Source organism: Rheinheimera sp. (genome assembly GCF_037442525.1).
Classification (GTDB): Bacteria; Pseudomonadota; Gammaproteobacteria; order Enterobacterales; family Alteromonadaceae; genus Pararheinheimera.
The window spans coordinates 92,267-106,477 of sequence record NZ_JBBIQD010000007.1; the positions used below are offsets into that span (position 1 = coordinate 92,267).

At 54.5% G+C, this 14,211-nt stretch carries 8 protein-coding genes; 1 reads left to right on the forward strand and 7 read right to left on the reverse strand.

Going from position 1 to position 14,211, the window contains the following annotated elements; all coding sequences use genetic code 11:
• Position 1: 1 nt before the first annotated feature.
• The 7 genes from WKJ03_RS11925 to WKJ03_RS11955 form a co-directional block, all read right to left on the reverse strand.
• Complete coding sequence (locus tag WKJ03_RS11925) at positions 2 to 724, reverse strand: copper homeostasis protein CutC (RefSeq protein ID WP_337842435.1); 723 nt, start codon at positions 722 to 724, stop codon at positions 2 to 4.
• Complete coding sequence (locus WKJ03_RS11930) at positions 721 to 2,478, reverse strand: endo-beta-N-acetylglucosaminidase (RefSeq protein WP_337842436.1); 1,758 nt, start codon at positions 2,476 to 2,478, stop codon at positions 721 to 723. The genes WKJ03_RS11925 and WKJ03_RS11930 overlap by 4 nt, the downstream gene beginning before the upstream one ends.
• Positions 2,478 to 3,449 (reverse strand): N(4)-(beta-N-acetylglucosaminyl)-L-asparaginase, encoded by a 972-nt coding sequence (locus WKJ03_RS11935; protein ID WP_337842437.1) that lies wholly within the window; start codon positions 3,447 to 3,449, stop codon positions 2,478 to 2,480. The genes WKJ03_RS11930 and WKJ03_RS11935 overlap by 1 nt, the downstream gene beginning before the upstream one ends.
• Complete coding sequence (locus tag WKJ03_RS11940; protein ID WP_337842438.1) at positions 3,446 to 4,372, reverse strand: BadF/BadG/BcrA/BcrD ATPase family protein; 927 nt, start codon at positions 4,370 to 4,372, stop codon at positions 3,446 to 3,448. Before WKJ03_RS11940 ends, WKJ03_RS11935 begins: the two co-directional genes overlap by 4 nt.
• 62 nt (positions 4,373 to 4,434) lie before the next feature.
• Positions 4,435 to 7,263 carry a discoidin domain-containing protein gene (locus WKJ03_RS11945; RefSeq protein ID WP_337842439.1) on the reverse strand — a complete coding sequence of 943 codons (2,829 nt, stop codon included), beginning with the start codon at positions 7,261 to 7,263 and terminating at the stop codon, positions 4,435 to 4,437.
• A 42-nt stretch (positions 7,264 to 7,305) separates the two neighbouring features.
• On the reverse strand, positions 7,306 to 10,215 hold the full coding sequence (locus WKJ03_RS11950; protein ID WP_337842440.1) for a TonB-dependent receptor: 2,910 nt from the start codon (positions 10,213 to 10,215) through the stop codon (positions 7,306 to 7,308).
• A 283-nt stretch (positions 10,216 to 10,498) separates the two neighbouring features.
• On the reverse strand, positions 10,499 to 11,515 hold the full coding sequence (locus WKJ03_RS11955; protein ID WP_337842441.1) for a LacI family DNA-binding transcriptional regulator: 1,017 nt from the start codon (positions 11,513 to 11,515) through the stop codon (positions 10,499 to 10,501).
• A 359-nt stretch (positions 11,516 to 11,874) separates the two neighbouring features.
• On the opposite strand from WKJ03_RS11955, the gene WKJ03_RS11960 reads away from it, so the two are divergent.
• Entirely contained in the window at positions 11,875 to 14,202 is a 2,328-nt protein-coding gene (locus tag WKJ03_RS11960; protein WP_337842442.1) for a GH92 family glycosyl hydrolase, read from the forward strand.
• The last annotated feature ends 9 nt before the right edge of the window (positions 14,203 to 14,211 follow it).

The window sequence follows — 14,211 nt, forward strand, 5'->3', positions numbered from 1 at the left end:
TTCAGCGGCACAACTGTACCAGCTGACTGACCTTGTCCGGGTCGACCCGGCCCTGGCTCAGTAAGGCGGAATAACTATGGATAGAAAAACCCTGGCGCCAGCGCTGCAAAGCAGGCAGCAACTGCGGCAAATTCTGCGCATTCACCCCTCCACCCAGTACCAGCTCCAACCGGCCAGCGGCCTGTTGCAATAACTGCTGCACCAGAGGTAAACCATCCAGAATGCCCAGACCACTGCCCCAGGCGGTGCCTGCGGTTAAAATGCGCTGCACACCCAAATCGGCCAATTGCTCTAAGGCGACCAGCGGGTCGGGCAAGGCGTCAAAAGCGCGGTGAAAAGTGACCTGCAGGCCGGCGGCCTGGCTTTGCGCCAGCAAAGGTTTTAACCGGGAGACATCCAGTTGGCCCCCGGCCGTTAACAGCCCCAGCACCACACCATCAGCACCAGCCTGTGCCGCCATCTCAATGCTGTGTTGCATCTGCAGCAGCTCAGCGCTGCTGTAGCAAAAGTCACCGTCACGCGGCCGGATCATCACCAGCAACCCCGGCACATCTGCCAGCGCCTGACGGGCAGTCGCTACTGCGGCTGGCGACGGGGTTAAACCGTCTTGATGCATAGCACCACAAAGCTCAACCCGACGGGCACCTGCGCTGATAGCGGCCTGTAAATCGCCCGGCAGGGCCTGCAAATTGTCGGCGTTAATACAGGCTTCCACTGTGATCATGGCAACAGCTCCAGTTCGCCAATACGGGCATCCAGCGGGGTATCCCCTGCGCTTAGCACGACTCCAATTTCCACCAGCTGCTGGCCTGCCAGCTCTGGCCAGCGGGCGATCAGTTGTTGCCAGTTGGCACTGTTTTGCAGTGGCAGAGTCAGACGTTGACCTGTCGCGGTCTGCAGATAAAGGCTGATGCCTTCGGCCTGACCCCAGACCCGCAGTTTCAGCTGAGTCTTGTCGCTGACAGGCAACGCGGTGCGGAAGAGTGGACTATGGCTGGGCTGGCGACTGCCGCTGCGCTGTATAGCCAGCGAGCTGCCACCGGACCAGGCGCGGTCAAAGTCATAAAACAACTTCACACCAGGGTCGCCCAACACGGCAAATTGCCAGGTTGGTAGCAGGTCTTGTTGGCTGATATCGCTCCAGGGCGCACCGCCAGCCTGGCCTTGTTGCCACAGCTGTTTGCCATGGCCTGTGTTAAAGCGGGTCTGAAACGGCAGGCTAAGCAAGCTGGTTTTGGCGGCCAGATACGCGCCCAGTCCTTTCCAGCCGGATGCGTCTGTAACGGCCTGGTTTAAATCGTCACCGGCAAACAGCCGCTGCTCAGTCTGGTAAAACCGCTGCACATCGTCTGGCTGGTGTTGGAATTGACTAAAGGCCGGGGTGTCGGCTTCACCGTCGAAGTTAAAATTCACATTAGGCGCAAAGAGTGCGATGGAGGTCAGCGCTTTACCGTCGACAAATAAATCATCCAGCCAGCGGGTCTGGCTAAAAGCTCGTTGGGCAGTGCGGCTTGGCCATAAATCGGCGCCTGTGTACACCTCATAAGGGCTGCGGCCCAGCATCACAGCGCGTTCGGCCGACTGGCGGATCATCGGCTGGTCCCACCAATAATTCAGAAACATAGCGTCACTGCTGCGCACCGCGCCCTGCAAATAACGCTGGTTCTGTTCATTCAACTGGTTTTGCCAGCGCACCACGCCGGAGGGCAGCATGGAGTCGTACCAATGAATTTCCATGCCTTGGGGCGCGCGGGCGGTCAGGTACTGCATAAAAGCCAGCAAACGAGTGGCCAGCTCAGCACCACGTTGTGGGTTTTTCTGGCCTTTCACCAATTGGTTGGCGGCATCTTTCACTGCGGTTAAATCGGTTTCCTGATTCACCAGCCAACCGTCAAAACCATAAAATTCTGCAATGCGGATCAGCTGTTCGGCCAGCACAAAACGGCCCTGACTGTCTTGCTGCAGCAGCGCTTCGACGGTATCCGGGTTGCCACCCCACTGGGCGATGCCAAGAAACACCGAACCTATCACCTTAACGCCATTTTTATGGGCGGTATCGACCCAGGGCCGCGCCGGAATTTGTACCGTCAGATCGGCAGTGCCGGCAAACCAGTTCAGAATGTCGATTTGCGACCAGTGGCTAAAGCTATACAGATTGAACTGCGGCTGGGGCGTTAAATAATTACCAAAGTTATTCATGCCATCTGGCGCGTACAGCACTTTGGCTTGTGTGTCCTGCACTGTCAGCCCGTCCAGCGGTGCGCTTTGTCGCCGGGCTAAAGGCACCTGGCTGCGGTTGGCTGCACTGGCGGTTGCGCCCTGCTCTGTCCAGTCCGCCAGTTGCTGCAGCGTCAGCGCAAAAGGTGGTTCGGCTGGCTGAAGGCCAGCGGCCTGCGTCCTTTCTGCTGGCTGCGCTGAAACAACTGGCTGCGCCAGACCGCTGCACAGCGCTACACAGCACCAGAACAAACTTCGCATCAGGCTTTGGCTCCGAGCAGACTTTTGCCGTCAATCAGCTGGCTGCCGCTTTGCTGACGCACGGCGTAGTTAAAACCAGGCTGAATACAGAATGCACCGTACTGGCCCTGCCGGTTTAAGGCTAAAAAGCCCACCTGAAACGCAGCGTAATCACCAATTTTGCGGGCGATACGTTCGACAGCTTCACGGCAGGCCTGCTCCGGGCTCGCACCCTGACGCATCAGCTCCACTACCAGGTGGCTGCCGACGGTTTTGATCATCAGCTCGCCCATACCTGTGGCTGTGGCGGCACCCACCTCGTTGTCCACATACAAACCGGCCCCAATAATGGGTGAATCACCGACCCGGCCATGCATTTTGTAGGCGGCGCCACTGGTGGTGCAGGCACCACTTAAGTTGCCGTTGGCGTCCAGCGCCAGCATGCCGATAGTGTCGTGGTTTTCGATATTAATCAGTTGCAACTGCTGGTCTTTTTGCCAGGCCAGCCAGTCGGCTTTGCTTTCTGCTGTCAGCAGGTCTTCTTCGACAAAGCCCTGCGACAAGGCAAATTGTTTGGCACCTTCACCGACCAGCATTACATGTGGTGTTTTCTCCATTACGGCGCGGGCCACGGAAATCGGGTGTTTAATATTCTGCAAAAAGGCCACTGAACCGCAGTTCATGTTTTCATCCATAATGCAGGCGTCTAAGGTGACAATGCCGTTTTTATCCGGGTAACCGCCGTAACCGACAGTGCGCACTTTCGGGTCCGCTTCCGGCACCCGCACCCCGGCTTCAACCGCGTCGAGCGCCCGGCCGCCTTTGCTCAGTACTTGCCAGGCCGCTTCATTGGCAGGCATGCCATGTTCCCAGGTCGACACCACCACAGGTTTATTGACACTGGCCGGAGCCGCCAGCACCTGCTGGCTTTTAAACAGACCTGTCACGCCCAATAAGGCAGACAGTTTCAGAAAATCGCGCCGTGATCTCATTGGGTTGCTCCCTGCAGGCTGGTGCGTTGCTGGCGGGCTAACAAGATGGCACCCTGCTCAGGCGACGCCAGTGCTGGCGTAATGCAGGCCGCCAGCTGAGGGTCCAGCCAGGGTTTAATACGTTCGGTAATGCCGCCAATCAGCGCCAGCCGGTCGGCACCACAGGCCAATAAACGACGGATCACCTGATTGACGAAGCTGGCGCCTTGCTGGATCAAGCCCAGGCTGACTTTGTCGCCAGCGTCTGCCGCACTGAACACCAGCGGGGCATAACGGGCAAATTCGGTGGCACTGGCGTTCATCAGTTGCTGCGCCAGCTCAGTGGCAGTGCAACAGGCCAGCATATGTTGGGTCAGGCTGGTCGGCAGCCCGACGCCATCGGCGTCCAATAACACCGCCTTCACCGCTTCCAGACCAAACCAGGAACCGCTGCAGGTGGCATTAATAGGAAAACCATAACCGCCAACCTGAGTTTGTTTACCCGCCACATTGGCCAGCGAACTGAAGCCGGTGCCAAGGATCAGCACAGCGCCATCCAGCCCCTGGTGGGCTCCGGCAGCGGCCGCATGCAAGTCTGTGGTCAGGTATAACGAATGAAAAGGGTGCTGCCATAACGCCAAGGCGTCACGCATCGCCGGTAAATGCAGGCCAGCCAGGCCAGCCCCCACCACCAGACGGGAAAAGTCTGCCGTGCTGAGGCCTGCCTGTTGCAGGGCTTCAGTCACAGCAGCCAGAATAGAGTTTTTGCATTGTTCCAGACCATTGACCGGGTTGGCCGGGCCGCTTTTGCCGCTGCCCAGACTGACGCTGGCCGTGTTTTGCAACAAAGCACGGCAATGGCTGGCACCACCGTCTATGCCGACAAATAGCAGCTCGTCGCCTTTTGCTGCAGAAGTTTGCAGCCCCTTACTGATCTGAATCATGTCGCGAATCCTGTAAAACCAGGCTCCGGAATTCCGGAGCCTGCATGGCTGTTGCAGCCAGGTTAGATGTCAGGGCCGATCAGTTCGATTTCAGCCACCTGCATCAGGTTGCTGTCACCTTTGTTTTTGCTGATCTCCACCCGGTAAAAGCGGAAGGCGCGGCCACTGCCGGTATTGAACAGCTTGCGTTCAAACCGCTGGTCAAAGGTTTCACCAATCCATGACCCCACAGTAAACCAGCTTTCGCCGTCGTTCGAGCCTAACAGGCTGAAGTTTTCCGGATCACGGTCTGGCGCATCGTTGGCACTGGTCAGCGCCAGCGCATTCACAATGACTTCAGAGCCCATATCCAGCTCAACCCAGCTTGGCGCTTCGGCTGTAGGTACAGCTTCGTTGTCCAGCCACTTGGTGCTGCTGTCGCCGTCAAAGGCTTTGCCCGCCGCTTCGTTGTCGCTGATAGCAGCCCGGCCTGTAATGGCCACACCGGCCTGATGGCTGTGCACCACGGCCTGGTGCTGCGGACCAATCAGTTCAATTTCGGCGACTTGCATCAGGTTGGCATCACCTTTGTTTTTGGTGATGTTCAGACGGTAGTAAGGGAAACCTAACTGGTTGCCCACCGAGAAGATCTGGCGCTGAAAGCGTGCATCAAAGCTCACGCCTAACCAGCTGGCCAGGTCAATCCAGGTTTCACCGTCTTTCGACGCCTGCAGTGTAAAGTTTTCCGGGTCACGGTCTGGTGCATCATTGGCACTGGTCAGCGCCAGTTGTGTCACAGCCTGTGCCGTTGGCAGACTGATCTCAGCCCAGGCCGGAGCCGCCGCTGTAGGAACAGCTTCGTTATCCAGCCACTTGGTGCTGCTGTCGCCGTCAAAGGCTTTGGTCACAGCTTCACCATCACTGATAGCGGCACGGCCAGTGATTTGTACACCACTGCTGCGGCCATGGTTCAGGCCAGGCACTTCAGGGCCAATCAGTTCAATTTCAGCCACCTGCATTAACACGTCATCACCTTTGTTTTTGGTGATATTCAGGCGGTAGCTGCTAAACGCCAGGCTGTTATCGACACGGAAGCTCTGACGCTCAAAACGCTCGTCAAAGGATTCGCCCAACCAGGAGCCTAAGGTGACCCAGGTCACACCGTCGTTCGAGCCTTGCAGGTTAAAGTTTTCCGGGTCACGGCTTGGTGAGTCGTTGGCACTGGTCAGTGCCAGCGAGCTGACGGCCACTGGGGCTGGGTAATCCAGTTGTACCCAGCTAGGCTCTGCTTCGCTTGGGACACCTTTGTTGTCCAGCCACTTGGTTTCGGTATCACCGTCAAAGGCTTTGGTCGGCGCTTCTGCATCGCTGATTTGACCGCGCGCTGTGATATTGGCATTGGCCGTCGGGTGTTTCAGATCCGGATAGATAGGACCAAACAGCTCAATCTCAGCCAGCTGCATCAGGCCGTCGTCACCTTTGTTTTTGGTGATATTCAGCTTGTAGTAGCTGTAGGCCAGACCGTTATCAAACTTAAAGTCTTTGCTTTCAAAGCGCTCATCAAAGGTCTCGCCGATAAAGCTGCCTAAAGTAACCCAGGTTTCACCGTCGTTAGAACCCAGTACGTCAAAGTTTTCCGGGTCACGGCTTGGTGAGTCGTTGGCACTGGTGATCGACAGGGTGTTCACCGCCTGTGGCGTGGCAAACTGAATTTGGATCCAGGACGGATTTTCTTCAGTTGGCGCGCCTTTCCAGTCGTTGTGGTCCAGCCATTTGGTGCTGGTCAGGCCGTCAAAGGCTTTTTGTTCGGCTTCGGCGTCACTGATGCGGTTACGGCCGGTGATCACCGCAGTCGCCAGGTTGGCCGCTGTGGTAATGCGATGAATTGGGCCTGTGTCAGCGTCCTCTTCAGCAAACTTCAGTTTCAGATCCACTACATCTGCTGCCGTTAACCCCAACTGGTCGAGGAAAGGCACTGCTGCAATGGAATCCAGTAAGCGCTGACGCAGCGGCTCCAGTGCCGTTTCATCGCCATCCTGCGCCAGGTAAATGGCGTCCAGTGCTGAAGTAAACAGCTGGTCAAATTGTTCGCTTGATTGCAGGTTGGCAAAAGCCGCGTTCAGCAGTGACAGCTTGATCACATCAGGCGCCACCAGCACGTCGGTGCATTGCTCCTGCACTGTGGTATTGCCGTCACCGTCTGTCACTTCCACGTCTTCACATTGGGTGTCAGTGACAAAGTTTTCATAAGCTTCGGCACTGACCAGTGCGGTGCTGAACACGTTGGTTTTGCTGTCCAGACCCAAAGCACGCAGAGCGCGGCGAGCATTGTCGGCCAGCGCCAGTTCGTACAAGGCACGCACAGCGACGTTACGGCCACCGGCGACATCTTTTTCCACCAGTGCTGTGGCAATAGTGGTCAGCGCGTTGGCGTAAAACTGCGCGTCGGCCTGGTTGTCTGCCTGGCTGGCGTACGCCACCTGCAGGTAGGTCATGGTGTTCAGTTTCAGACTGGTCAGGCTGTCACCTGACAAGCTGCCACCCATAGCAGTACCGGCACAGCTGATGGCGTCACACACCATCTGGCTTTGCGCGTCGGCTGTGACAGCAATTTTCAGCATTGAGTTAATGCCGTAACCAGGCTGGCCTGACACGCTGAAACCGGCTTCGCCCGCTGCATCAGTGCGGGGGGTGCTGCTTAAGGTCAGCGCTGAACCGTTCAGCTGAGTGACCTGAATAGCGGCATTACTTAACGTGCCTTTGACCACTGAACCGGCCAGATCGGCCGAGGTGGTATCCAGTTGCACCGGCACATCCGTAGGGTCGACTTCTTTGCCGCCACCACAACCTGTCAGTACACCAAAAGCGACCGCCAGGGCTAAAGCTGATTGAGTTGTTTTAAAGGTTTTCATCTGTTTATTTCCTTTTCGTTAACCTGACATTGGCGCTACAGATCAGAATCTGTAGGTGGCTCCGGCGTAGAACCGGCGGCCGCTGTATGCGTTCATAATGAAACGCTTGTCGGTGTCATTGCCCAAATGCTGATACACCTCAGATTTGGTCAGGTTAATGACGGAGGCAGACAGAATCAGACTCTCAGTCAGGTTGTAACTGGCGTTTACGTCGACCTGGTCATACACGTCTTCGTAGTAGTTCATTTCCCAGTCAGAGTTGTAACTGCCGACACGCGGACCCCGTCTGTTGTAGGATGCCCGCACACTGAACAACTCATCTTCGTAGAAGGCGGAGAAGTTCATCTGGTATTTGGAGCTGCCAATCAGCGGCGATTCACCCAGTTTTTCGCCATTGAGTTCCACATTGGCCTGGTTGGTCAAAGTGCGGGTGTAGTTGGCGTATAAACCAAAACCGTTTTCGAAGAAGTGCTGCATAAAGACTTCCATCCCTTTCACGGTCGCGTTGGTTCCGTTACCTGAGGTGGAGAAATCACGCACCAGCTGGTTGGCGCCGCCGACACTGATCAGCTCGTTACCGGCGTTGATCAGCTCAAACTGCTCCACCGGCATATCCTGGGTAATATCCAGGATCAGCGGAACCACGAAGTTGTCGACGTCTTTCTTAAACAGCGCGGCACCAAAACCTGAACCATTGCCGTAGTAATACTCCAGTGACAAGTCAAACTGGGTGGCTTCGTATGGTTTCAGTTCAGTGTTACCACCCGAACCAGTCCAGCCTTCGCCATCGATCACTTCGTCGAAGTTATCTGCCGACGAACGGTCTGCTGAGTATTCGCTGGAGGTGTAGGTTAAGGTCTGGAAACGGCCTAACGAGTTGTAACCAGGGCGCGCCATAGTTTTGGATGCGGCGCCACGCAGTACCCAGTTGTCGTCAATGTCCCACACCAGGTTCAGGCTGGGTAAGGCTTTGGTTTCAGTGCTTTCTTTTTCGATATAAACAAAATCTTCCACCCGTTGCTGGTCGATTGGCAGCTCGGCGCCGCTGTCGTCAGTCCAGTCCAGACGGTAAGTAATTTTGTCGGACGAGCCGGTGGTGGTGGTGGTGCGGACAAAACGCACACCCAGGTTACCGCGCAGGCTTTGGTACTGGTAATCCGCCTGGATATAAGCGGCTGAGATTTCCTCTTCTACGTCATAAACGTAGTTCGGTTCATAACGCGTGTATTTCTGGAAGTTTTCCCCGATGATCTGCCGGTATTTGCGCCAGTCAACCGCCGGGAACAGGTTGGTATTAATAGCACCAGACAGGTTTTGCAGCGACTGCGGCAGAATTACGTCCGTGATCAGTGGAATACCACCGTTTTTCGAGTAGTCGTCATCCAGGTCGATAGTGCCGGCCGCTTCGCCTGCAGCAATATCAAAGTCTTTCGCCAGGAAGAAGGTGTTACGGGTTTCACGGTGGATTTTACCTTTGCGGTATTTGGCACCGTAATGCAGGGTTTCTACAATGCCCAGATTAACGAACTGGTCTACGTCGATGCTGGCGTAATCTTCATCCTGAGTACCGGCCACAAAGCTGGAGTCGGTCGCACCGGCGTCCGCTTCACCACCAATGCCCTGAACCAGATTATTAATCATGTTCGGGTCCATGTAGGTGGTCATGTTTTTGTTGGTCAGGTCATAGCCGTAGTAGCCAGACGACGCGCCGGCGTAGTAAGCAGCACGGTATTTTTCAGTTGGGCCACCTTCTGCTTTGGTGCGGCCAAAAGTGATATGCGATTTAAAGTTATCGCCTTCGTAATCGGCGAAGAAGTCGAAAGTGTCTGACGTCGCTTCTTCAATTTTGTATTCGCCGTTGATACGCGGAATTGGCGTGTCCAGCAAAGTACCGGAAGCGGCCGCTGAGTAGTCGATGCCGGTGACAAATTCGGCGTCGGCGTCGACGCGGATATCAGTCCAGTAGTTGTCGTTGTTGTTCCACTCCGGGTATTCCAGCTGGTTCAGAATGGAGTTTAAACCCAGGGTAAAACGGAAATAGTTAAAACCTACTTCCAACCTGTCGTTAATGCGCCATTGCGTAGTGGCCTGGTAACCGCGGCGTTCACGGTCTTCTTCCAGCACTTCCTGCACCATACTCTGGGCGGCATAACCTTTGGCGCCACCAGCGACCGTTTGTTTGTCCACCATTTCGCCGTAGTAGTAGTTACGGTTCATGATGTTGATACGGGAATCCTGGGTGCGGTTGGTTCTGTCCTGCTGGGTGTAACCGAACAGGAAACCGAAATCTTCGTCGTCATTTTTCCAGGAATAGATACCGCTGAGCTGAGGTTCGTTTTTGTCGGTAATGTCGGAGTTGCTGTATTCGACATTCAGCACGCCTTCGTTGGCGTCCATGCTCAGAGGTTTGCGGCTGTACATCAAGACGGTACCGCCGATACCACCTTCGTCCAGACGGGCTTCAGAGGATTTGTACACCTCAACCCGGTCAATCATGGTGGAAGGCAACAAGGCATAAGAGAAAGAACGTGACGGTTCACCCGGCGATGAGGCAATGAAATTGCCGTTCAGCTGAGTGAAAGTTAAATCTGAAGATAAGCCGCGGATAGATACAGTGGAGCCTTCACCACCGTCACGCTGAATGGTGACACCTGGCACCCGCTGCAGCGAGTCGGCGACGTTTTTATCCGGGAATTTACCAATGTCTTCTGAGGTAATGGCGTCAATGGTCGCCAGAGACATCCGCTTCACCGCCAGGTTTTCTGCCGATGAAGCACGAATACCCCTGACTTCGATCACTTCAGTCTGGGCTTCTTGTTCTTTCTTTTGTTCAGCACTTTGCTCTTCCTGGGCCTGAGCCAGGCCAATGGTGCTGAACATTGATATATATAACAAAGACTTAGCGAAGCCTTTGTAACGATCTGTATACCCTGTTGAATTCCGTTTAGCCATGACCGGCTCCCCCTCGGACTTTATGTAATCGTATTCATCAAAACCAAAATGAACCGATAATTTCTTTATATTTCTAATACTTACACAACTGCCATTAAGTATTAGCAGTTCATTGCCATAAACATAAATGTAATCGTTTACAGGCAGCGTCAGATACTAGCCCCGGATTATTTAGCTGTCAACATCAGCTCAGAATCAGCGCAGTTTTGCTGGAGCGATAAAAGAAAAAACAACAGACAAGCTGTTGTTTTTATTTAGATAAAAATAGATATCTGACCAGAAATTAAGCAGTCTGGCGCGGCACAGGGCCACTGCTGCCACGTTCGAGCAGATGGAAAGGCAGGATCTCCCGGCTGCGTTTGAGTGGCTGGCGTTTAATCAGTTGCAGCAAGACTTCAACAGCGCGGCGGCCCATGTCGTTGGCCGGTTGGTCCACTGTGGTCAGTGGCGGGTCCATATAGGCCGACACCCGGATATTATCGAAGCCGGTCAGCGAGATATCCTGCGGCACCCGCAGGCCCTGGCGTTTAATTTCGTGCAAAGCACCAATGGCGATGTCGTCGTTAAAGCAGACAATGGCGGTTGGCCGCACTGGTAACTTCAATAAGTCCTGCACACCACGGATGCCTGTCTCTATCTGATAACTGCCACCGACCAGCATTTGCTCGTCAAACTCCAGCCCTTCTTCCTGCAACACTGAACGGATACCGGCCAGCCGGTCATGGTGGATCTGGCTGGCAATCTGGCCGGCAATAATGCCAAAGCGCTGATGGCCATAACTGATCAGATGGTGGCTTAACGCCCGGCCAGCCGCGTAGTTATCTAACTCGATGACAGGAAATTTCTTTTCCCCTTCAATGCGTTCACAGACACTGACCATAGGCACCACGGCCGCCAGCTCGGCGTCTGCAGCGGAAAACGGAAAGGAATGGTCGAGCTGAATTAAACCATCGGCTCTGTTGGTCAGCACCATGCTGGCGTATTCGTTTTCCCGCTCGGCTTTGCCTTGGGTATCGCCCAGCAGCACCGAATAACCATTTTCCTGCGCCGCCTGTTCTATGCCTTCAATAATGCGCATAAAAAACGGGTTCACCAGGTTGGGAACCAGCACCACAATGGAATTGGATTTACCTGATTTGACGCTGGAGGCCAGCCAGTTCGGCCGGTAACCAGCCCGTTTTACCGCTTCCATCACTTTTTCACGGGTCTGGGCTGTCACCAGATCAGGGGACTTCAAGGTTCTGGACACAGTTGCCGTCGACACACCGGCTAACTCACTTACCTTTTTAATATTGGTCATGACCTTTTGAATTTCCTAACAAAATTCTTAAATCCGCAGATAAAATCTTACCTTTCACAGGCTGAACCTACCGACAAATCACGGCCAGGTTGTCTCAGCCAAACACCAGGGCTAGTTGACGTTTCACAGTTACTTTTACGTCAACAATCCTTCATGTAAACGGTATCATCAGTCGGCAAATTTGCCAAATAGTAGCAGTTTACCGTGCTTATTATCCCTCTGGTAGGACAAGACCGTTTTTTTCTGGACAGAATCAAATGTAATCGTTTACAGTCAAAATCCGGGGAAAATGAACCGGTGTCAAATGGCCAGGCGATCACAAAAGCAGCCAACAGGAACACCGGGACAATCAGAGCTGAATGATGATAACTATTAAACAACTCAGCCTGCTTGCCGCTTTTAGTCTGGTTTTACCGGCTTGCAGCCAGCAGCAGAATCAACAACAGGCACCAGTGGATCTGGTACAACAGGACTTGGTCAGCTACGTCAATCCGTTGATGGGCACCGACTCCAAGTTCAGTTTATCCAATGGCAATACCTATCCGGCCGTCGCCATGCCATGGGGCATGCACTTCTGGACGCCGATGACGGCGGCTATGGGCGACGGCTGGACTTACAAATACCGCGACGACACTATTCGTGGTATTAAACAAACCCACCAACCCAGCCCCTGGTTGAACGACTATGGCGCCTTTTCGCTGATGGCGGTCACAGGTGAGCTGAAGTTTGAACAGGAACAACGGGCGTCCTGGTTTTCACATAAAGCCGAAACCTCAGGGCCGGATTATTATTCGGTCTACCTGGCCGACTATGACGTGACAGCGGAGGTAGCACCGACTGAACGCGCTGCCCAGTTCCGTTTTACTTTCCCGGATAACCAGCACAGCTACATTCTGCTGGACGCCTTTGATAAAGGCTCCAAAGTGCAGATTATTCCGGCCGAACGCAAAATTATCGGTTATGCCCGCAACAACCATGGCGGCGTGCCCGGCAACTTCCATAACTACTTTGTGCTGCAGTTTGATAAAGACTTCGAGCTGAGCCACACCTGGGGCGACAACTGGGCACTACAGCAAGGCAGCACTCAAAGTGAAGGCCAGCATGTTGGCGCCATTATTGGTTTTAAAACCAAAAAAGGTGAGCAGGTGCAGGTGAAAGTGGCCTCGTCTTTTATCAGCCCTGAACAGGCTGAACTCAACCTGCAGCGCGAAATTGGCAAGGATAACTTTGAGCAAACCCGCAGCAAAGCCCGCGCCAGCTGGCAGGCTGAACTGAGCAAAATCCGCCTGCACGACCAGGATCTAGACCAGGTTCGCACCTTTTATTCCACCCTGTACCGGGTGCTGCTGTTCCCACGTAAATTCTACGAACTGGACGCCAAAGACCAGGTGGTGCACTACAGCCCGTACAATGGCCAGGTGCTGCCGGGTTATCTATTTACCGACAATGGCTTTTGGGACACCTTCCGCGCTGTATTCCCGTTTTTCAGCCTGATGTACCCAGAGCTGAACAGCCAGATTATGCAAGGCCTGGTGAACACCTATCACGAATCCGGCTGGTTACCTGAATGGGCCAGCCCGGGCCACCGCGATGTGATGATCGGCTCCAACTCGGCCAATATTATCGCCGACGCCTATATGAAAGGCGTGCGGGGTTTTGATATCGACACCTTGTATCAGGCGATGAAAAAGAACGCTGAAGTGGACGCCGGGCGGCCGGTGAAGTCGGTCGGCCGCGAAGGTGTGAACTACTACAACCAGCTGGGTTATGTGCCTTATGACTCAGGCATTCACGAAAACGTGGCCCGTAGTCTGGAGTACGCTTTTGCCGACTTTAACCTGTCGCAACTGGCTACAGCTCTTGGCAAAACCGACGACGCGGCGCTGTTTTTACAGCGGGCGCATAACTACCAGCAGCTGTTTGATCCACAAAGCGGCTGGATGCGTGGCAAAAACCAGGACGGCAGCTTTCAGAGCCCCTTTAACCCACTGAAATGGGGCGACGCCTTTACCGAAGGCAACGCCTTGCATTACAGCTGGTCGGTGTTCCATGACATTGCCGGATTAAAGCAACTAATGGGTGGCGACCAGGCCTTTGTCGCCAAACTGGACCAGGTGTTTGAGATGCCGCCGCTGTTTGACGACTCCTACTACGGCTTTACTATTCACGAAATCCGCGAAATGCAGATTGTGAATATGGGCAACTACGCCCATGGCAACCAGCCTATTCAGCACATGCTGTACCTGTACAACTACGCAGGTCAGCCATGGAAAGGTGAAGCCCGACTGCGTGAAGTGATGGACAAACTCTATGCTGCCACGCCGGATGGTTATGCCGGTGATGAAGACAACGGCCAGACCTCAGCCTGGTATGTGTTCAGCGCTTTAGGGTTTTACCCTGTCACCCCAGGGGTGCCTCAGTATGTGCTGGGCAGCCCGCTGTTTGATAAAGCGGTGCTGAGCCTGCCAAACGGCAAGCAACTGACCATCAGCGCCAGCAACAACCTGGCTGACCACCCTTATGTGCAGCAGGTGCAGTTCAATGGCCAGACCCAGACGCAAAGCTGGCTCAGCCATCAGGCACTGCTGCAAGGCGGTGAACTGCAGTTCAGCATGGGCGCGGCGCCGAACCAGAACCGGCTTGCCGGCCCGGATGCCGCTCCTTATTCCATGTCGACCAGCCACTAACCCTTCTGG